The sequence below is a fragment of the Actinophytocola sp. genome, from assembly GCF_035634895.1.
In the GTDB taxonomy this organism is placed as follows: domain Bacteria; phylum Actinomycetota; class Actinomycetes; order Mycobacteriales; family Pseudonocardiaceae; genus Actinophytocola.
This window is the reverse complement of the sequence record NZ_DASQCC010000156.1, coordinates 1-20,254: the sequence shown is the minus strand read 5'-3', so window position 1 is coordinate 20,254 and position 20,254 is coordinate 1. Positions and strand designations below refer to the sequence as shown.

Below are 20,254 nucleotides of genomic sequence, written 5' to 3'. Positions count from 1 at the left end.
AATGCGGTGATCAAGTCGGTGGATCCAGGTTTCTGCTGGCAAGACGCCGGTTCGCCCTCGTACTGGGTCGTACCTGGGCGAACCGGCAACGCCGCCAGCAGGAAGCTGGGCCGCCGAATTAGTTGCCTGATCTCCGGCGCGGGACACTAGCCGACCACCGCCGCGTGCCAGCGGGTGGCGAGCTGCTGGCCCTCGGTCGGGGAGAAGCTGCGCGGGGTCTGGAAGCCGCCCAGGTTCGTCACCGGGGTGTTGAGGACCAGGCTGTTCTCACCGGCCGGGGACGGCAGGCCCTGCTTGAGGTCCACCGCGCCGGACAGGATGCCCAGCAGGCCGCAGCCGTTGGACTTCGGCACCGCGAAGGTGCTGTCGCCCTGGTTGGCGCCGCCCAGCGACAGGTAGCCCTGCTGGCCGGTCGTGCTCGGCGTGCCGTCGGGGTTGAAGCGCACGACGCTCGCGGTCGGCCTGGTCAGGTTGGCCGGCTTCAGCACGATCGGGTTCGAGTTGGAGCCGATGTAGCAACTCCCGCCGAGGAACGGGTTGTCGAGCTTGATCTTCACCGGCAGCGTGAGGATCGGCGTGCCGGTGCCGGTGCCGGCGGCGAGGTTGAAGTCCGTCGGCGCGCCCGCGGACTGGATGGTGGCGGTCACCCGGTTCAGCGGGTTGTTCGCCAGCTGGAGGCAGATCGCCGAGACCAGCGGGAGGTTGCTCGGGCACATCAGGCCGAGCAGCCCGCCGGGGATGTCGACGGGGTCGCCGACGATCGCGCCGGACGCGGGTGCGACGGTCGAGTACGTCCCGCCCCGGTTCAGCACGCCCAGCTGTAGGTCGGTCGCGCCGGTCGTGAGCGTGGTCGAGCCGATCGTGAACGTCCCGGTCTGGGCGCTGGACGACAGGCACAGCGCGGCCACGGTGGTCCCGTCCGCGGCGAGCATGGCGGGATCGTCGACCGGGCAGCGGTTCAGCGGAGCCCAGGCACCCGCGAGCGTGGTCGCCGAGGCGGGCGTGACGAGCGCGAGGAACGCGGCCACTACCGCGATGATCGCAAAAACAGTTCTTCGCATACGACACCTCTCACGAGAATTGTTCCAAAAGATTCAGGACCGGGGATCGGCGGCTGATTTCGGGATCAGGTGAAACGGGTGGCGGAATTGTTCAACGCTGAGGAACCGGGACCGGCGGCGGGCAGTTGACGCCATTGCCGAGGGAACAGACCTTGCCCTGCGTCATCTTCACGAAGTTGACGGGTTTTTCGGTGGAAATGAGTTGGGTGATGAACGAGTCGAGATCCTCGTGCGCACCGCATCCGCTGAACGGGGGGATCTTGATCCAGCCGGTCAGCACGCCGCCGTTGGTGATGCTGTAGGTGGCCGGCGTCGCCGTGAGCGTCACGTCGATCGGTTCCGCGGTCTCGCAGTCGGGGCCAAGGGGCAGCGCGACGCCCTTGCCGTCCTTGCTGATGTTGACGGTGGCGTCGATGAGGTGGACCTTCACCTTGAGCTTCGCCGTCACCTCGCCGGCCGAGCCCTGGAACCAGATGTGCACGTGGCCGGGATCCTTCTGGACGAGCTGCATGGACCCGGTCGTCGGGATGACGCCGAAGGTGAAGAACGTCCCGGTCGCGACCGGGAGCACGGACTGGCCGCCCAGGTTCGGCAACACGGCGTTCTCGGAGCAGTTCTTCTGCGCGATGCCGTCGCAGGGCCGCGTGAACGACCCGGCGTTGATGTTGACCAGGCCCGGCGGCTGCAGCATCGACACGCCGAGCCGCGAGACGTTCGTGTAGCCGCCCAGGTTCGCGCAGTAGTCCTGCGGCCTGGTCGCCCCGGGCGCCGGGTCGATGTGGTGGCAGTCCTTCGGCACGTCGGCGAGCGCGTTGGCCGACGGGCCGTCCGGCGTGCCCACCTTGACGCCCGGCGGCACCTCGGCCGAGGGTGCGTCCACATCGGACACTCGCACGGCGGCCAGCGCCGCGTCGCCGTCGGGGACGCACGAGAGGTCCACGTTCGGGGGCTCGGTCGCGGCGCCGTCCGCGGTCCAGCCGGTGAGGGTGGCGGTCAGGTCGGCCGCGGTGAAGGAGACGTCGCCGCCCGCGCCCACGGTGACCGGTTCGGGCTGGCTGGCGCCGGTGAACACGGTCGGCACGTCGGCCGCCAGCGGCACCTTCTCGTCCTGCGTGGCGCCCCAGGTCGCGGTCGCCGCGGTGGCGCCCTGGACGACGCTGGTGGTCAGCCTCACCGACGCGGTGGCCGTGGTCGCACCGGCCGAGGACAGCTGGGCGAGCGCCTCGGGCGGCACGCTCAGCGCGAGCGCCACGTCGGTCGGCCGGAGCTGCTCGCCGGCCTTGCCGGTGGCGGGGAGGGTGGCGGTCACGTGCAGCGTGACCGGCCAGGTCCGGTCCGTCGGGCGCGCGCACTCGTAGGCCACGTCGACGTCGACCTTGCGTGTGTCCTCCTGCGCGCCGGCCGCGCCGGGACCGGTCAGCGCCACGACGACGCCGGCGGTGGCCAGCGCGCCGACCGTGGCCACCCGTCGAACCCGGCCGCCCATGTCATGCCTTTCGTGTGGAGCCGTCCGGCCGGCCCGCGCGGGCCGGCCGGACGAGACCGGTCGAGAAACTACGGGCTGGTGACGGTCAGGCCCGGAGCGATGTCGTACACGCCGGCGAAGTTGGCGTGCTCACCCTCGTTGATCAGGCCCAGGCAGTTGTTGTCCGGGTCGACGAAGCTGATCTCCAGGGTGAAGTCCGGCAGCACCTCGAGATCGCTGGTGCTGTTGGTGTACGTCGCGTTCACCGAGCCGCTGGCGGTCGCGTTGCAGCCCGGGCCGATGATGTCGGCGTTGATGTTGTCGATCGTGCCGGTGGTGACGTCGCTGCCGTCGTAGGAGACGCCGTTCAGTACCCAGTCACCGACCTGGGCGACCTCGAACGTGAGGCCGAACGGGCCGGAGCAGTCGATGAACTGGATGCCGGGCGACTCCGGGATCGTCGCGAGCGGGTTCGCCAGGCCGGAGCCGCTGGCCGCCGTCCCGTCCACGCTCGACGAGGCACAGGACAGCTGGATGCCGGACTCCTGAACCTCGAGGAGTGTCTCGCCGGCGGTCCCGTGGAAGGCACCGCCCGGACTGACGGTCCACGTCGCCGGTTCCGCCGAGGCGGTCCCCGTGACGGCCGCCGACACGATCAGAGCCGCACCCGTGGCTAAGGCACCAATGAATCGTGCTCGCATGCGATCGTTCCTTTCTCCCGACTAATTTTCGGGCGTTCTGTTGCCCCGAAAAATTATGTTACCTGCGAGTAACAGTGGCCACAACAAATATTTCCCCGATTCATCGGGCCACGCTAAACACAACCTGTGTAGTTGTCATGTCCGGATAAAAGCTAACGCGGCACCATGTCCGTTATCACCCAGCGTCCACCTTCCCGTTTCGCGGTAATCGAGAGTTGCGCGGCGGCCGCGGACGTCGTGTTCGTGTCGACCCGGGTGGCCGACTGGTCGAGGAACACGAACAGCTGCGCCCGTTCGCCCTCCAGCGACCGCACCGCCGAGTAGACGACCCGGGTGGTGAGCACGAGCTTCTGCTCCGGCGCCTTGGCCCGGACCTCGGCGAAGAGCTTGTCGTAGGTGGTCAGGGCATCGCCGCGGAGCACCTGCTTCGCGGCCTTGTCGGTCACGTCGGTCTTGTCGTAGGAGTACGAGAAGATCTGGTTGAGCGCGCTGGTGACCGCGGCGCTGACCTCGGCCGTGCGGCCGGTGTCGACCAGCGCGCTGTTGCGTGCCGCCGGCGAGTCACGCAGGCCGGCCGCCGCGAACAACGCCCAGGCGCCCGTGCCGACGAGCAGCGCGGCCACAACGCCGAGCGCGACCGAGATCCGGCGTGGGCCGAGGAACCGGCCGCGCGCCGGCGGTTCGTCGCCGTCGTCGGGCGGGTCGTCCTCGACGCCGGACTCCCCGGCGCCGTCCTCGACGTCCTCCTCGATGTCCGCTTCCTCGATGTCGTCATCCAGGTCTTCAGCGAGGTCGTCGTCCAGGTCCTCGTCCAGGTCCTCGTCCAGGTCCTCGTCGAGGTCGCGGTCGAGCTTGGCGGTCATTGCGCCCCCAACGGAACCTGGTCGAGAGCGGACAGCTTCCACCCATCGTCCACACGGGACATGCCGGCCACGAACCGGTTGCGTTTGGCGACCGGCGGCGAGCCGGCCTTCGCGGTCGAGATCTCCACCGACACCAGGAGCTTCGCGGTGCCGGAGCGGGTGTCCAGCTCGCTCACCGCCGCGTCCAGAACCCGGCCGGTGGCGACCGTGCCCTGGTCGGACAGGGTCTTCCTGGTCTTCGCGTCGGTCGCGGACAGCTCATCGCGCAGCCCGCCGGTGGACACGGCGAGCCACTTGTCGATGCCGCCGTCGACGTCGTGCGCGTCCAGCGTGGTCAGTGTGGCGACCTGCGTCCTGGCGACCGAGAGGACCTCGTCCCGCGCATTGGCGTACGCGATCGAGTCGTCGCCGGCCTGCAGCCAGGTCCAGCCGGCCCAGCCGGCGAACACGAGCGCGGCGACCACGACGCCGAGCATCACCTTCACTTCTCGAGCCACAGCAACTCCTCCACAGTGGACGCCAGCGGCAGGTCGGGCGCGCCGAGCGGGCCGGGCAGCCGCGCCCCGCCACCGGGCATCACCGGGTCGGGCACGCCGCCCTTCGGCGCGTTCTGGGAGCCACGCACCAGGCGCTCGTCGCCGTGGGGCAGCGTGCAGGCGCTGTTCGTCGCGAACGGCAGGTAGGAGGCGTCCTCGCCCTGCCGGTACGGCGTGTTGTAGCCGGTCACGCACGGCGGCGGGTTCCAGAAGTTCAGTACGATCGACAGGTTCGCGCCCTCCGGCGTGATCGACGTCGACGCCGCGGCCACCGCCTTCGGCAGGTTCACGAACAGCTGCCGAAGGCCGCCGATCCGCGACTCGAAGATCTGCGCGGTCGTCGTCAGGTTCGCGACCAGCACGGGCAGGCCCGGGTTGGTGTCCGACAGCAGCTGCGACAGCTGGGTCGCGGCCTGCGGCGCCGCGCCGATCAGCTGGCGCAGGTCGCCGTCCGCGCTGGCCAGCTCGTGCGCGAACAGCTTGGCGTTGCTGGAGAACTCGCGCCACGCCGACGAGGAGTCCAGCTGTGTCTGGAGCACCTTCGACCCGTCGGTGATCAGCATCGTGGTCTGCGGCAGGTGGTTCGCGGCCTGGTCGGTGAACGACATGGTCGAGTCGAGCAGCACCTGCAGGCTCGGACCGGTGTCGTTCAGGGCCGTGTACAGCTCGTCGACCACCACCCGCAGCGACTCGGTCGGCACGGACTCGTTGAGCGCGCTCAGGTTCGACAGCAGCGTGGTGACCGGCATCGGCGTGGAGGTCTGCTCGCGGCGGATCACCGAGCCGTCCGCGAGGAACGGCCCGCCGTCGCCGCGCGGCTGGAGGTCCACGAACTGCTCGCCGATCGCGGACCTGTTGGCCACCACGGCCTTCGTGTCCACCGGGATGGGCGGCGCCGAGTCGTCGACGAGGAGGTCGGCCTCCATCCCGTTGTCGGTCAACCGCATGTCGCCGACCCGGCCGACCGCGACACCGCGGTAGGTGACCTCGCCGTTGGTGAACAGCCCGCCGCCGTCGGAGAGCTCCAGCCGGACGGTGTACGTGCCGCCGCCCATGAGCCGGCCGAGGCCCGCGTAGTTGGCGCCGACGAACGCGACCGCGGCCAGCGCGATCACGACGAACGCGAGCACCTGCCACCGAACCGTCCTGGTGAGCATCAGCCACCCCCGGGGATCGGCAGCGGCGGCAGCGGCGCCTTGAAGTTCGGGTCCGGCTTGACCGTGACGAAGATGTTGATGTAGTCGCCCTTCTTCGCCGCCAGCAGCTCGTCGGTGAACGGGAACGTCGGCAGGATCTCCAGCGCCTGCGGCAGGTCCTGGCCCGCCGCCGCGAGCTGGTCGAGGATCGGCGCGAGCGCCTCCAGGTCCGCGACCATGTCCGTGCGGCTCTTGTTGATCGTGTCCACGGCGACGTCGGACAGCGTGTCCAGCGACTGGAGCATGGTGACGAGCGCGGTGCGCTGTTCGGCCAGCGACTGCAGGCCCGGCGTGAGGTCGGTGAGCGCGCCCCTGATCTGGTCGTTGCGGCCGGCGAGCGTGGCGGACAGTTTGTTCAGCCCGTCGAGCGCGGTGGTGATGTCGCCGCGGTGTGCGTCCAGGTTGGTCACCAGCTCGTCCACGTTCGCGAGGAACGCCCTGATCTCCGGCTCGTTGCCGGACAGCGCGCTGGTCAGCTCCTGGCTGATCGTGCGGAGCTGGCCGATGCCACCGCCGTTGAGCAGCAGCGAGAGCGCGCCGAACACCTCCTCGACCTCGGTGTGCCGGTTGGTGCGGTCGGCGGTGATCACCGCGCCGTCCCGCAGCGGGCGCGAGCTGTCGCTGCCCCGCGGCGCCGCGAGCTCGACGAACTTCTCGCCGAGGAGGCTGGACTGGCGCAGGCTGGCGGTCGCGGCCGCGGGCAGCTTCACGTCGCCGTTGACGGCCACCACGACCCGCGGCGTCCAGTGGTCCGCGCCGCCGAGCCTGATCGTCTCGACCCGGCCGACCACCACGTCGTTGACCTTCACCGCGGCCTGCGGCACCAGGTCGAGCACGTCGGCGAACTCGACGGTGACCCGGTACGGATGGTCGCCGAGGTCCGCGCCGCCGGGCAGCGGCAGGTCGTAGATGCCGTTCACGCCGGTGGACGTGCAGCCGGCGCCGAACACGAGAACCGCCGCGATGGCCGCCGCGAGCTTCCTCATCGCCCACCACCGTCCAGCGGCACGCCGTCGGTGATCGGCACGGGCATGGCCGGCGCGCCCGCCGGGTCGGGGAAGTACTCGAGCAGCAGGCCCCGGCCGGCCAGCATGCCGGTCGTCGGGTCGTAGGACCGCACGATGTTGGTGGCCGCGAGCGGCACGACGTCCAGCGCCTCGGCGAGCGACGCCCGGTTGTCCACCAGCTGCTGGGTCGTCCGCGCCAGCTTGTCCACATTGGACTTGATGGCGAGGCGGTTCTTCTTGATGAAGTCCTGGATGCCGGCCAGCGCGTCCGCGAGGGTGGCGAGCGCGGTGGTCAGGTCGTCGCGGTCGGCCGCGAGCGTCTGCGACACGGCCGCGAGCTGCTGGTTGACCGAGTAGACCTGCTTGTCGTTGGTGGCCAGCATGCCGGTGAACTTCTGCAGCTCGTCGATGGTGCCGAACAGGTCGTCCGCCGAGCCGGTCAGGGTCCGTGCCGCGTCGGCGAAGTTGCGCACGCTGTCGTTGAACGCCTTGCCGTTGCCGTTCAGGTTCGCGGCGCCGGTGTCCAGCAGGTCGGACAACGCGCCGTCGGCGTTGGCGCCCTCGGGCCCGAGTGCCGTGACGATCGTGTTGAGGCTCGCGTACAGCTCGTCCAGCTCGACCGGGGTCGCGGTGCGGGACTCGGGGATGACGGCCCCGTCCCTGATCACCGGTCCGCCCCTGTTCAGGTCGGTGAGCTGCACGTACCGGTCGGAGACCACGCTCGGCGCGATCACGACCGCCTTGGTGTCCGGCGCGATCGGCAGCCGCGGGTCCACGGTGAACACGACCTCGACCCGGTTCCCGCGCGGGGTCACCGACTCGACCGCGCCGACCTTCACGCCGAGCACCTGTACGTCCGAGCCCGGGTAGACGCCGACCGCACGCGAGAAGTAGGCGGTGACCCGCTTCTGGTCGTCGCCGCCGAAGATCCACCACAGCGCCCCCGCCGTGACGACGCCCAGCACCAGGACGATCGCGACGGCGCGGCCGAGACGGCGGCGGGCCCGGGTCTCGTTCACTTCGTCCTCCCCGGCGGCCGCCGCGGCGTGCAGGGCTCGCGGTTGTCCGGGATCAGGCCGCAGACGTAGGTGTCGATCCACTCGCCGCTGCCCGTGATGTTGTTGAGCACGCGGAAGTACGGGCCCGCGAGTTTGAGGCTGCGGTCCAGCTTGTCGCCGTACCTGGTGAGGATGTCGGTCACCTGGTCGAGCTGCGCGAGCGCCGGCCCGAGCTGCCGCTCGTTGTCGGCGACGAGACCCGACAGCTGACGGGCCAGGTCGCTGGTGCCGGTGAGCAGGTCGTGGATGGCCTCGCGGCGGTTGTTCAGCTCGGTCAGCAGGAGCTTGCCGTCGTCGAGGAGCTTGGCGAACTCGCTGTTCGTGCCGGCCAGCGTCGTGGTGATCTGCCTGGTGTTGGCGAGCAGTTCGGCGAGCTGGCTGTCCCGCGAGGAGATGGTCACCGACAGCGCGGACAGCCCGTCCAGCGCGGTCCGGACGTGCTCCGGCGAGTCGGCGAACGTGTCGGAGATCGTGCGGAAGCTGTCGGCCAGCTGGGCGGTGTCGATGTCGCCGACCGTGTTCGCGAGCCCCTGGAACGCCTGCGTCACGTCGTACGGGGTGGCCGTGCGGTCGAGTCCGATGGGGTCGCCGGGGTCCTGCTCGTCGTCGCCGGTCGGGTGCAGGGCGAGGAACTTGCGGCCCAGCAACGTCTTGATCTTGATGGCGGCGGTGGTGTGGTCGCCGATCCACGCGTCGTCGACGCGGAAGGTGACCAGCACGCGGCCGTAGTCGTGGGCGGCGTCCAGCTCGACGTCCTTGACGGTGCCGACCTTGACGCCCGCGACCCGCACCTCGTCGTCCGCCCGCAGCCCGGCCGCCTCGGAGAACTCGGCCTGGTAGGTGGTGCCGCTGATGCCCGGGAGGTCACCCCAGAAGTAGACGAGCGCGGCGATCCCGACCAGCACGACGGTGCCGATGATCCCGATGGGCACCGGATTCCGCTCCCTGAACGACTTCACGGCACCTCCTCGCCCGCTCCGCAAGCTCCGCTCATCGGGACTCGCACCTCGGATCGTCGTTCTCGTACGCCTGCCCCGGGTAGCCGACGACGGTCTCCTCGCACAGGTAGAAGTTCAGCCACGAGCCGTACGACGCGGTGCGGGCGATCGCATCGAACTTCTCCGGGGTGGCGACCAGGAACTGCTCCAGCTCCGCGCTGCCGGCGACCAGGTTCGACGCCAGCATGCCGAGGCCGGAGATGCTGTCCTTGAGCGGCTGGCGGGCCTGGTCGAGCAGGCTGGCGGTCGCGCTCGTCAGGTAGGCCATGCCCTGGATCGCGTCGCCGATGGCGGTGCGGTCGCCGGCGAGGCCGGACACCAGCTGCTGCAACGTGGAGACCAAGGTGGACAGTGCGTCGCCCTGGCCGTTGATGTTGCCCAGCACGGAGTTGAGGTTGTCGATCACCTGGCCGATCACCTGGTCGCGGTCGGCGAGCGTGCTGGTCAGCGAGCCGGTGTGCTGCAACAGGCTGTCGACCGTGCCGCCCTCGCCCTGCAGCACCTGGATGATCTCGCCGGACAGGTTGTTGACGTCCTTCGGCGACAGCGCCTGGAACAGCGGCCTGAAGCCGTTGAACAGGTCGGTCAGGTCGAGCGCGGGACGCGTGCGGTCGAGCGGGATCTGCGCGTCCGCCGGCAGCAGGTCGTTGGACAGCCGCTCGCCGCGGTCCAGCGCGATGTAGCGTTGGCCGACCATGTTGCGGTACTTGATGGTCGCGGTCACGTCGGCCGGCAGCGGCATCGACCTGTCCACGGAGAACCTGACCAGTGCCAGGTTCTTGTCCACGACGGACAGTTCGTCGACCTGACCGACCCGCACGCCGCGGATGCGCACGTCGTCGCCCGGATTGAGCGAGGTGACGTCGGTGAACTTGGCCGAGTAGCTGAGCGTGTCGCCGACGTTCGTGTTGGCGATCGACACCGCGAGCACGGCCGTCGCGAACCCCGTGACCAGCACGAAGACGAGGCCCTTGATGAGCGGCCCGGCGAGCTTTCTCATGACGCCACCTCGCCCACTCCGTGGCGACCTGCGTGCTGATCATTCACTCCACGAGGTCCACTCATCGCAGCTCCACCTCCGTGCCGCGGTAGAGCGGGCCGACGAGGACGCTGCCCCACGCCGGCACGTCGCCGACCGACGGTGCCAGCAGGGTCGCGATGAGCTCCTGCTCCTGCGGGGAGTTCGGCAGGCCGAGATCGCCGCCGGTCAGCAGCGGGTGGCCCTCGCTGCCGGTGGGCACGGCGGTCACCCCCCGGGTCGGCGCGACGCCGCTCGGGTAGCACCGCGGGCCGGTGTCCTGGTCGTACACCGGGTCGTCCCGGCCCGGCTCGTACTTGCCGGGATCCGGGGCGGCGAGGAGGTTGGCGTGCAGCCCGGGCTCGTCGGTGCCGGCGCCGAGCATCTTGTCGACCGACGGCTTGAGGTCCGTCAACGCCTTGAGGGTGCAGGGAAAGCTGGGCGAGTATTCGGCCGCGGCCTCCAGCGGTCCCCTGCTGGAGTGGGCGAGCATGATGAGGTTGTCCTTGTTGTTGCGCAGGAACAACGTGACGTCCTGGGCCGAGCGGGTGACGTCGGCGTACAGGTCGGTGAGCTGGACCCGCTCGTCGGCGACGGTGTTGAGGGTGACCGACGAGTCGGTGAGCGAGTCGAGCAGGTCCGGCGCGATGTCCCCGTACAGCCTGCTGACCTGCGCGAGCTTCCGCAGGTCCTCGGTCAGCGCCGGCAGCTGCGGGTTGAAGTCGTGCAGGTACGCGCCGGTGGCGGCCATGGTGTCGCCGATCCGCTCGCCCCGGCCCTCCAGCGCGGTGGAGATCGCGGTGAGCGTGGTCGCGAGCTTATGGGGCTGCACGGCCTTGAGCACCGGCAGCAGGTCGTCGAACACCTTCTCCAGCTCGATCGCGTTCTTCGACCGGTCCTGCCGGATGGTGTCCCCGGCCCTGATCGGGTCCTTCGTGGAACCGTCCGGAATGGACAGTTGGACGTACCGCTCGCCGAAGAGCGTCTTCGGCACCAGCAGCGCGGTCACGTCCCTCGGGATGCGGGACAGCATGTCCGGCTTCATGGCCAGCTCGATGGTCGCGCCGTCCTGGCCCGGGTTCACCGCACGCACCGTGCCAACGACCACGCCACGCGCCTTGACCTCGGAGGCCTTGTTGAGCTGGTTGCCGATCCGGTCCGTCCGGAGCGTGACCGGCACGTCGTCGGAGAACTCCTGGTCGTACACCTGGATGGCAAGCCACCCGAGCAGAGCCATCACCAGCAGGAACACGACACCCGCGGACCGCCTGAGTACTTTGAACCTCATGACGCCGCCTCGCCCGCTCCGTGGCGCCGGAACGCTCCGCAGGCTCCGCTACACCGGCGCCCTCCGCGGGCGCGACGGCGTCCTGGGTATCGATGATTCGCTCCGCAAGCTCCGCTCATCCGGCCACCTGCACCGTCGTGGTGGCGCCCCACAGCGCGAGGCTCAGGAACAGGTCGATCATGTTGACCGCGACCAGGGACGTGCGCACCGACCGGCCGACCGCGACCCCCACGCCGGCCGGGCCGCCGGTGGCGCGGAAGCCGTAGTAGCAGTGGGCCAGCACCACGACCACGCTGAACACCAGGACCTTGCCGAACGAGTAGAGGACGTCGATCGGCGGTAGGAACAGGTGGAAGTAGTGGTCGTAGGTCCCCGCGGACTGGCCGAAGAACCAGATCGTGATCTGCCTCGACGCGATGTAGGAGGTCAGCAGGCCGATCGCGTACAGCGGGATGATCGCGAGGAACCCGGCGATGATCCGCGTCGTCACCAGGTACGGGATGCTCGGCACGCCCATGACCTCGAGCGCGTCGATCTCCTCGGAGATCCGCATGGCGCCGAGCTGTGCGGTGAAGCCGCAGCCGACGGTCGCGGACAGCGCGATGCCGGCGACCAGCGGCGCGATCTCACGGGTGTTGAAGTAGGCGGAGATGAACCCGGCGAGCGCGGACGTGCCGACCTGGTTGAGGGCCGAGTAACCCTGCAGGCCGACGACGACGCCGGTGAACGCGGTCATGCCGACCATCACGCCGATGGTGCCGCCGATGACCGCCAGCGCGCCGGAGCCGAAGCTGACCTCGGCGATCAGGCGCATGATCTCCTTGCCGTAGCGGCGGATCGCGCGCGGGATCCAGGCGATCGCCTTCAGGAAGAAGAAGATCTGGTCGCCGAGGATGTCGAGGAAGGTGAACCTGCGGTCGACCGCGGCGATGAAACGGTTGTCCGCCTTGGGTCTTTGGGTCTCTTCGGACAGGAGCGCCATTCTCACGCCCCCTTCGGCGGCACGAGCTGCAGGTACAGCGTCGTCAGGATCAGGTTCAGCAGGAACAGCAGCAGGAACGTGATCACCACGGACTGGTTGACCGCGTCGCCGACACCCTTCGGGCCGCGGCCGGGGTTGAGGCCGCGGTAGGAGGCGACGACCCCGGCGACGAAGCCGAAGATCACCGCCTTGATCTCGGAGATCCACAGGTCCGGCAGCTGCGCCAGCGCGGAGAAGCTCGCCAGGTACGCGCCGGGCGTGCCGCCCTGCATGACCACGTTGAAGAAGTACCCGCCGAGCACGCCGACCACGGACACGAGCCCGTTGAGGAAGGCGGCGACCCCCATCGCGGCGAGCACCCGCGGCACGATGAGCCGCTGGACGGGGTTGACGCCCAGCACCTCCATCGCGTCGATCTCCTCGCGGATGGTGCGGGAGCCGAGGTCCGCGCACATGGCGCTGCCGCCCGCGCCGGCGATGAGCAGGGCCGTCACGACCGGGCTGGCCTGCTGGATGATCGCGAGGACGCTGGCCGCGCCGGTGAACGACTGCGCGCCGATCTGCTGGGTCAGCGACCCGAGGTGCAGTGCGATGACCGCGCCGAACGGGATCGACACGAGCGCCGCGGGTAACAGCGAGACGCTGGCGATGAACCAGAACTGGCCGACGAACTCGCGGAACTGGAAGGGGCGCTTGAACGTGCAGCGGATGACGTCCAGTCCCAGCGCGTAGAGCCGGCCGGTCTGCCGCAGGGCCGCGGCGCCGGGGAAGCCTTGCCTCGTGCTCATCTGCCTGGCGCCCCGATTTGGTATCTCTGCCGGTCGTCGGCGTCCAGACTGGAGAGGATGCCGCGCCGCGCGGCGGGCGGCAGGGTGTGCACGATCCGCATGACGCGGTCCTTGCGGCGGCGCACGGCATCGCGGTACGGCAGCCCCGGCGTCGGCTGGAGCTGCGGCACGACGCCGCGGACGTCCTCGGTCGAGCCGTCGTGGTGGCCGGCGGCGGCGTGCGCCTGCTCCATGGCCATCGTGGCGTCGTCCTTCTCCTCGGACATGCCGATCGGGCCGATGCGCGAGCCGTTGAGGAACTGCTTGACGGCCGGCTCCTCGCTGGTGAGCAGGACCTCGCGGGGGCCGAACATGACCAGCTCGCGGCGGAACAGCATGCCGATGTTGTCCGGCACGGTCCGCGCGAGGTTGATGTTGTGCGACACGATCAGGATCGTCGCGTCGACCTGCGCGTTGAGGTCGATGAGCAGCTGGGAGATGTACGACGTGCGGACCGGGTCCAGCCCGGAGTCCGGCTCGTCGACGAGGATGATCTGCGGGTCGAGGACCAGTGCGCGGGCGAGGCCGGCACGCTTGCGCATGCCGCCGGAGATCTCGCCGGGGAGCTTGTTCTCGGCTCCCGAGAGTCCGACCATGTCCATCTTCCCCAGCACGATGTCCCTGATCTCGCGTTCGCTTTTCCTGGTGTGCTCCCGAAGCGGGAACGCGATGTTGTCATACAGGTTCATCGAGCCGAACAGCGCACCGTCCTGAAAGAGGACGCCGAACAGCTTGCGGGTCTCATAGAGTTGATGTTCGGAACAACGCACCAGGTCAACGCCGTTGATGACGATGCGCCCGGTGTTCGGCTTCAACAGCCCGATCAGGCATTTGAGAAAAACGGATTTCCCGGTACCCGATGGGCCGAGCATGACACTGACCTCGCCTGCCGGGAGGGTGAGCGTGACGTCGTGCCAGATCCTCTGCCGCCCGAACGACTTGGAGAGGTTCTCCACCACGACCTCGACCCCCAAGACGCACCTCCGTTGGTTGTCAAGGCCGCGCTAACTACTGGCGAGTACGCTAACGAGCCACGTCTCACCCAGCAAGATTGATCCGCTTTTTCTAACCCCCGTGACAATGCGGACACAAGAATTTGTCACCCATTGAGCAAAATCGCCCACATTACGCCGTTCAGCCCATTCCGGTACACAAAACGGCCCCACCGCGAGTCCCGCGTTCACCCATACCGAGTCCCGCGTTCACCCATACCGAGTTGCGGTTTCGTGCAGACGGCGTATGCACGAAACCACAACTCGCACTGCTTGAACGCGGGACTCGCGGTGTTTGAACGCGGGACTCGCGGAGTCAGTGGGCGAAGTGGCGGGTGCCGGTCAGGTAGACCGGGACGCCGGCTGCCTCCGCGGCTGCGATGACCTCCGCGTCGCGGACCGAGCCGCCTGGTTGGACGATCGCGCGGATGCCTGCCTCCATCAGCAACTCCGGGCCGTCCGGGAATGGGAAGAACGCGTCCGACGCCGCGACCGACCCGGCCGCGCGGTCGCCAGCACGCGCCACCGCCAGCCGCGCGGCGTCGACCCGGTTGACCTGGCCCATGCCGACGCCGACCGTCGCGCCGCCCGAGGCCAGGACGATCGCGTTCGACTTGGTCGCGCGGCAGGCGCGCCACGCGAAGGCGAGGTCCGCCAGCACCTCGTCGTCGACCGGAGCACCGGTCGCCAGGGTCCACTTGGCCGGGTCGTCGCCGGGGGCGTCGATGATGTCGGACTGCTGCATCAGCAACCCGCCAGACACCGCACGGAACTCCGCGCCGCCGCGGGAGGGCTCCGGCGCGATCAGGATGCGGATGTTCTTCTTGCGTGCCAGCACGTCCACGGCGCCGTCGGCGTAGGACGGGGCGACGATGACCTCGGTGAACACCTCCGCCACCTGCTCGGCCATCTCCACCGACACCTCGCGGTTCACCGCGATCACCCCGCCGTACGCCGACACGGGGTCGCACGCGTGTGCCTTGCGGTGCGCGTCGGCCACGTCCGAGCCGGACACGGCGATGCCGCACGGGTTGTTGTGCTTGATGATCGCGACGCACGGCAGCTCGTGGTCGTACGCCGCACGCCACGCCGCGTCCGAGTCGAGGTAGTTGTTGTACGACATCTCCTTGCCGTGCAACTGTTCCGCGGTGGCCAGACCACCAGGCCCGTGGCCCGACACGTAGAGCGCGGCCTTCTGGTGCGGGTTCTCGCCGTACCGCAGCACGTTCCGCCGCTGCCAGCTCGCGCCCACCCAGGACGGGAACACCGTCTCCGGCTCGGGCGCCAGCACCGAGCCCATCCACGACGCCACCGCGATGTCGTACGACGCCGTGTGCCGGTACGCGTCGGCGGCGAGACCGCGCCGGTCGGCGAGCGTGAAACCGCCGTCCCGCACCGAGTCCAGCACCCAGTCGTAACGCGCCGGGTCCACGACCACCGCGACGCTCGCGTGGTTCTTCGCCGCCGCGCGGACCATCGCCGGGCCGCCGATGTCGATCTGCTCGACGCACTCGTCCGGCGCCGCGCCGGAGGCGACCGTCCGCGCGAACGGGTACAGGTTCACCACCAGCAGGTCGAACGGCTCGATGCCCAGGTCCGACAGCTGCGACACGTGCGAAGGGTTGCGCATGTCGGCCAGCAGGCCGGCGTGCACGCGTGGGTGCAGCGTCTTCACCCGCCCGTCCAGCGACTCCGGGAACCCGGTCACCTGCTCGACCGGCGTCACCGGCACGCCGGCGTCCGCGATGACACGAGCCGTACCACCGGTCGACACGATCTCCACGCCGGCCGCGTGCAGGCCGGTCGCCAGCTCCAGCAGACCCGCCTTGTCCGAAACCCCGATGAGGGCCCGGCGAACCGGGCGCCGCTCGTCAGTCACGGGATGCTCACCTTTCGTCCGTGCACCGTGTACCCCTGCCGGGTCAGCAATGCGATCACGTCGACCAACAGCCGACGCTCGACAACCTTGATGCGCTCGTGCAGCGCGTCGACGTCCTCGCCGGGCTCGACGCTCACCGCCTCCTGCGCGACGATCGGCCCGGTGTCCACGCCCGCGTCGACGAGGTGCACCGTGCAGCCCGTGACCCGTACGCCGTACGCGAGGGCGTCGGCGACCGCGTGCGCGCCCGGGAAGGCGGGCAGCAGCGCGGGGTGCGTGTTGAGCACCCGCCCACCGAACGTCTCGAGGAACTCCGGGCCGAGAATCTTCATGAACCCGGCCGACACGACCAGATCCGGCTCGTAAGCACCGACGGCCCTGGTCAGCGCGCGGTCCCACGCCGCCCGGTCCGCGTGGTCTTTCAGCCGCGTCACGAACGTCGGCACGCCCGCCCGCTCGGCCCGTGCCAGACCCGCGATACCGCCACGGTCCGCGCCGACGGCGACCACCCGGACGGGCAGGTCGGCCGCGTCGAGCACCGCCTGCAGCAGCGTGCCGGAACCGGAGACCAGGACGACCACCCTGGCCGGGAGACCAGGTCTCACCGAGACTGACTCGTCCTGTGTCGCATGGGTCGCTCCGTTCATCCGCGGGCCGCCTCCTTCCGTCGTCGCGGGCTCGACGCTCGTTGTTCGTTCCCGAGCCCGTTCCCCGGTCAGTCCGGCGGGCGCTCCTTCACCCCGCTCCCGTGCTGGCTCCAGGACCTCGACATACCCGCAGCTTAGGCAACGGGTGATCACCCCGAATAACCGGTGGCCCGGCAGGTACCGGTCGCTCTAGGTTCCGGTTCGTGAGCATGGCCGTGTACATGCTGCCCGGCTCGCTGGTCGTCAAGCGGTACACCGGCGAGTCGTGGTGGAAGCAGGCCAAGGAGGCGTACGTCTACGCGCTGCTCGCGCACGTGCCGGGGGTGCCGAGGGTCGAGGAGGTCGACCGGGAGCACGGCGTCACGGTCATGACGCGGGTGCCGGGCGAGCCGCTGGCGTCGGCGCCGGCCGAGCGGATGTGGGACCTGTACCGGCAGCTCGGCGCGCTGCAGGCGGTCGTGCACCGGATCGCGCAGCCCGCGTTCGGCTACCTCACGACCGAGGTGCTCGACCCGGCGCCGGACAACACCGCCTACATGAGCGGGCGGTTCGCGATGAAGCTCGCGGAGTTCGCCGAGCGCGGCGGGGACCCGGAGATCCACCGACTGGCCACGGCGCGGGTCGCGGCGCGGGCCGACCTGTTCGGGTCGTGCGCGGGACCGGTGTTGTGCCACAACGACCTACACGAACGGAACGTCCTGGTCGCGGCGGGTGAAGACGGCTGGCGGGTCACGGGTCTCGTGGACGTCGAGAACGCGGTCGCGGCCGATCCGCTGATGGACCTGGCCAAGACGATCCAGTACGACCTGACGCGGTCGCCGGAGAAGGTCGACGGGTTGCTGGCGGGATACGGGTCGCTGCCGGCGGACGCGCTCGCCCGGATCGAGCTGTACCGGCTCTACCACGCGTTGGAGCTGTGGGACTGGTTCGCGGACATCGGCAACACCGGGCCGCTGCCCGGGATCGCCGAGGACATCCGCGGGCTGGCTAGTCCCTAGCCAGCTCGGCGGCGTCCTCGACCGGCTCGTCCTCGTAGTGGTCATAGTCGTCGTAGGCGTCGTAGGCGTCGTAGGCGTCGATCAGGCCCGGCATCGGCTCGGTGGCCGGCCGGGGGCCGCCGAACCACACGACGAGCGCGCCGGGCACGGCCGTCCACAGCGCCAACGCGATGGACAGCGCGAGCGGACGCATGCTGACCGGGTCGAGCGCGCCGCGCCCGAGCCGGCCACCCGCCGTGGCGGCCAGCACGACGAAGCACGCCGCGACCACGGCGCTCGCCACCGCCACCGCACGCAGCCGGGCCACCGGGTCCTCGTCGACGTCCCGCAGCCGCCGGCCCACCACGATGCCGACGATCAGCGGCAGCACGAACAGCACCGGCCACCACATCGCCCGGTGCTCCGGCAGCGCGGCGAGCAGCGGCATCTCGGGCAGCGACCCGCCGCGGAACTCCAGCGGTGCGACCGTGAACGTCCCCAGCGAGAAGCCGGGGCCGGCGAGGAACGACGTCGCGGCGACCATCGCGTTCGGCACGTAGCCGACCGACAGCAGCAGCATGCCGGCCGCGTTGCCGGCACCCTTCGGGAAGAGGCCCCCGGCGACAGGGAGGGACGTGAGCAGCCCGAACGTCAGCACCGCGCCGCCGGCCGTCAGGAGCAGCACGACCGCGAACGCCCCGGCCCGCAGGCCCGCGACCACGACGGTGCCGGTCCGGTTGGTCAGGGCGTCGAGCAGTCCGCAGCGCCGGGTCACGCCGGCCGTCGCGGCGATCGCGGCCACGAGCGTCGGGGAGACGACGGCGGCGACCTGGGCATCGATCATGAGTGCGACGACCAGCCCGGCGACGCAGTGCGCGGCGGCGGCCGTGCCGATGACGACCCCGGCCTGTCCCGGCCGGCGCAGGCCGAGCCGCGCGGCCGCGCGGCTGGCGGCCCCCGCGGTGAGCAGGCCGACGCCGACGGTCGGCAGCAGCGGCAGGATGCCCAGCTCCCGCCCGACGATCTCGATGGGCACCTGGTGGGCGGCGAGCCAACCGGGCAGCGCGGCGTTGAGCACGCCGCCGGTGGTGAACCGTGCGTTGCCGGCGATGCCGGTGACGAGCGCGAGCAGCGTGGCGATCCCGAGATAGCCGGTGAAGAGGGGGCCGAGCGCGAGTGCGCCGAGCGCACGGAACCTGGCCAGCGCCGGCACGGGCTCCAGTTCCGGTTCTGGTGGCTCCGGTTCCGGTTCTGGTTCTGGTGGCTCCAGTTCCGGTTCTGGTTCCGACTCCGCGGTGGCCTCGGACTCGGCCATACCCCCTTCGGCCTGGACCGTGTCCTCCTCGGACTCCGGGTCGGGCTCGGTGCCGTCGGGTGGGCTGTCCTCGAGATCGGCGGCCGGCGCGGGCTCAGCGTCCGGCTCAGCGAATCCGTCGAGGTCGGAGGCCATGCACGCCAATGTCGCATGTGGACATCGCGACAGGACGCGAAGGCACGCCGGTCTCCACCGGATCAGGTGAACGAATACGTCGAAGGGCCCTTCCTCCAGTTGAGGAAGGGCCCTTCGAACGGGTTTTTGTCGGGCTCAGCCCTGCTGCGGGTAGCCACCCGGCGGGGTGCCCGGCTGCGGCGGCTGGCCGAACTGGCCCTGCTGCGGCGCGAACGTCGTCTGCTGTCCGGGCGGCGCACCGAACTGACCCGGCTGCTGCTGCGGCGGCGGCGGGGCCGGGAACTGGCCGGACGGCGGGAAATGCCCACCGGGCGGCACGTGGCCGTACGGGTTCGGCGGCGGCATCTTGATCACGCCCTCGTCGAGCAGGTACGCGCCGACCGCGGCGAGGCCCTGCAGGATGCCGAAGATCATCAACAGGATCGCGCCGACACCGAGGTCACCGTCGGTCGTGAACGAGAGGAACAGGATCGTGAGCATGCCGGTGACCGCGAACGCGGGTGCGGCGATGCCCGGCTTCTTGTGCTCGCCGGGCAGGATCGCCGGAAGCGAGAACAGGCCGGCGAGCAGGAACAGCCCCGGGATGACGCTCCCGTTGCCGAAGAAGCTCACGTTGCCGCCGTAGCCTTCGGGCACGTCGGCGACGTCGGCGAAACCGAGGAAGAAGTTGAGCAGGCCGAGACCGGCCACCGCGAGGTGCGCGATCGTGGGCAGGCCGAGCTTCGTCCCACCGCCCGGGGGCGGCCCGTAGCTGGGGCCGGGGCCGGGGAAGGGTGGTTGTTGCTGCGGCCCTTGGCCCGGGTATCCACCCGGAGCCCCGCCTGGGAAGGTCATCGCGTTGCTCTCCTCAGCTCAATCGACGCGATAGGTACGGACATACTTCGATTCCTGACCTTCCGACGGTCACAGCCACGAAGTGGTTCCCCCGAAAACCGGACCATCGTGGGGCCGGACGGTACACGACCGACCCCACGGCCTGGTGACTCGCTCTGGTCAGGCGTTCGCGGCGACGAGCTGGCGGGCCAGCGCGGCCGTCTCGGACGGCGTCTTGCCGACCTTGACCCCCGCCGCCTCCAGTGCTTCCTTCTTGGCGGCGGCCGTGCCCGAGGAGCCGGAGACGATGGCGCCGGCGTGGCCCATGGTCTTGCCCTCCGGCGCGGTGAAGCCGGCGACGTAGCCGACGACCGGCTTCGTGACGTGCTGCTGGATGTACGCCGCGGCCCGCTCCTCGGCATCGCCGCCGATCTCGCCGATCATGACGATCAACTCGGTCTGCGGGTCGGCCTCGAACGCGGCCAGCGCGTCGATG

At 70.0% G+C, this 20,254-nt stretch carries 19 protein-coding genes and 1 pseudogene; 1 reads left to right on the top strand and 19 read right to left on the bottom strand.

Features of this window, described 5'->3' with window-relative positions; all coding sequences use genetic code 11:
- Positions 1 to 146: 146 nt before the first annotated feature.
- From VET29_RS23600 to purN, 16 genes are all read right to left on the bottom strand, one after another.
- Positions 147 to 1,061: a hypothetical protein gene (locus VET29_RS23600; RefSeq protein ID WP_324924096.1), complete on the bottom strand. Its 915-nt coding sequence runs from the start codon at positions 1,059 to 1,061 to the stop codon at positions 147 to 149.
- 91 nt (positions 1,062 to 1,152) lie between these two features.
- On the bottom strand, positions 1,153 to 2,526 hold the full coding sequence (locus VET29_RS23595) for a DUF6801 domain-containing protein (protein ID WP_324924094.1): 1,374 nt from the start codon (positions 2,524 to 2,526) through the stop codon (positions 1,153 to 1,155).
- A gap of 89 nt (positions 2,527 to 2,615) precedes the next feature.
- Positions 2,616 to 3,227 carry a hypothetical protein gene (locus VET29_RS23590; protein ID WP_324924092.1) on the bottom strand — a complete coding sequence of 204 codons (612 nt, stop codon included), beginning with the start codon at positions 3,225 to 3,227 and terminating at the stop codon, positions 2,616 to 2,618.
- A 152-nt stretch (positions 3,228 to 3,379) separates the two neighbouring features.
- Positions 3,380 to 4,090 carry a hypothetical protein gene (locus tag VET29_RS23585; protein WP_324924090.1) on the bottom strand — a complete coding sequence of 237 codons (711 nt, stop codon included), beginning with the start codon at positions 4,088 to 4,090 and terminating at the stop codon, positions 3,380 to 3,382.
- Positions 4,087 to 4,587, bottom strand: coding sequence for a hypothetical protein (locus VET29_RS23580; RefSeq protein ID WP_324924088.1), 501 nt, complete (start codon positions 4,585 to 4,587; stop codon positions 4,087 to 4,089). Before VET29_RS23580 ends, VET29_RS23585 begins: the two co-directional genes overlap by 4 nt.
- On the bottom strand, positions 4,572 to 5,783 hold the full coding sequence (locus tag VET29_RS23575; RefSeq protein ID WP_324924086.1) for an MlaD family protein: 1,212 nt from the start codon (positions 5,781 to 5,783) through the stop codon (positions 4,572 to 4,574). Before VET29_RS23575 ends, VET29_RS23580 begins: the two co-directional genes overlap by 16 nt.
- Positions 5,783 to 6,808, bottom strand: coding sequence for an MCE family protein (locus VET29_RS23570; RefSeq protein ID WP_324924084.1), 1,026 nt, complete (start codon positions 6,806 to 6,808; stop codon positions 5,783 to 5,785). Before VET29_RS23570 ends, VET29_RS23575 begins: the two co-directional genes overlap by 1 nt.
- Complete coding sequence (locus tag VET29_RS23565) at positions 6,805 to 7,848, bottom strand: MCE family protein (RefSeq protein WP_324924082.1); 1,044 nt, start codon at positions 7,846 to 7,848, stop codon at positions 6,805 to 6,807. Before VET29_RS23565 ends, VET29_RS23570 begins: the two co-directional genes overlap by 4 nt.
- Positions 7,845 to 8,846, bottom strand: coding sequence for an MCE family protein (locus VET29_RS23560; RefSeq protein ID WP_324924080.1), 1,002 nt, complete (start codon positions 8,844 to 8,846; stop codon positions 7,845 to 7,847). Before VET29_RS23560 ends, VET29_RS23565 begins: the two co-directional genes overlap by 4 nt.
- A gap of 31 nt (positions 8,847 to 8,877) precedes the next feature.
- Positions 8,878 to 9,885 carry an MlaD family protein gene (locus tag VET29_RS23555; protein ID WP_324924078.1) on the bottom strand — a complete coding sequence of 336 codons (1,008 nt, stop codon included), beginning with the start codon at positions 9,883 to 9,885 and terminating at the stop codon, positions 8,878 to 8,880.
- Positions 9,886 to 9,946: 61 nt separating this feature from the next.
- A complete protein-coding gene (locus VET29_RS23550) occupies positions 9,947 to 11,191 on the bottom strand; it encodes an MCE family protein (protein WP_324924076.1) in 1,245 nt (414 codons plus the stop codon).
- Positions 11,192 to 11,306: 115 nt separating this feature from the next.
- Complete coding sequence (locus tag VET29_RS23545) at positions 11,307 to 12,173, bottom strand: ABC transporter permease (protein ID WP_324924100.1); 867 nt, start codon at positions 12,171 to 12,173, stop codon at positions 11,307 to 11,309.
- 2 nt (positions 12,174 to 12,175) lie between these two features.
- Positions 12,176 to 12,961, bottom strand: coding sequence for an ABC transporter permease (locus VET29_RS23540; RefSeq protein ID WP_324924074.1), 786 nt, complete (start codon positions 12,959 to 12,961; stop codon positions 12,176 to 12,178).
- Entirely contained in the window at positions 12,958 to 13,974 is a 1,017-nt protein-coding gene (locus tag VET29_RS23535) for an ABC transporter ATP-binding protein (RefSeq protein ID WP_324924072.1), read from the bottom strand. Before VET29_RS23535 ends, VET29_RS23540 begins: the two co-directional genes overlap by 4 nt.
- A gap of 334 nt (positions 13,975 to 14,308) precedes the next feature.
- Positions 14,309 to 15,871, bottom strand: coding sequence for a bifunctional phosphoribosylaminoimidazolecarboxamide formyltransferase/IMP cyclohydrolase (purH, locus tag VET29_RS23530; protein WP_324924070.1), 1,563 nt, complete (start codon positions 15,869 to 15,871; stop codon positions 14,309 to 14,311).
- Positions 15,868 to 16,518, bottom strand: a complete 651-nt coding sequence (gene purN / locus VET29_RS23525; protein ID WP_324924068.1) for a phosphoribosylglycinamide formyltransferase — start codon at positions 16,516 to 16,518, stop codon at positions 15,868 to 15,870. Before purN ends, purH begins: the two co-directional genes overlap by 4 nt.
- Before the next feature lie 209 nt (positions 16,519 to 16,727).
- On the opposite strand from purN, the gene VET29_RS23520 reads away from it, so the two are divergent.
- On the top strand, positions 16,728 to 17,516 hold the full coding sequence (locus tag VET29_RS23520; RefSeq protein ID WP_324924098.1) for an aminoglycoside phosphotransferase family protein: 789 nt from the start codon (positions 16,728 to 16,730) through the stop codon (positions 17,514 to 17,516).
- Here VET29_RS23520 and VET29_RS23515 read toward each other — a convergent pair.
- The 3 genes and pseudogenes from VET29_RS23515 to VET29_RS23505 form a co-directional block, all read right to left on the bottom strand.
- Complete coding sequence (locus tag VET29_RS23515) at positions 17,506 to 18,945, bottom strand: DUF6350 family protein (RefSeq protein WP_324924066.1); 1,440 nt, start codon at positions 18,943 to 18,945, stop codon at positions 17,506 to 17,508. The genes VET29_RS23520 and VET29_RS23515 overlap by 11 nt on opposite strands.
- A gap of 135 nt (positions 18,946 to 19,080) precedes the next feature.
- Entirely contained in the window at positions 19,081 to 19,779 is a 699-nt protein-coding gene (locus tag VET29_RS23510; protein ID WP_324924064.1) for a DUF5336 domain-containing protein, read from the bottom strand.
- Between the two features lie 159 nt (positions 19,780 to 19,938).
- A pseudogene (locus tag VET29_RS23505) lies at positions 19,939 to 20,254 on the bottom strand (succinate--CoA ligase subunit alpha); the annotation flags it as partial.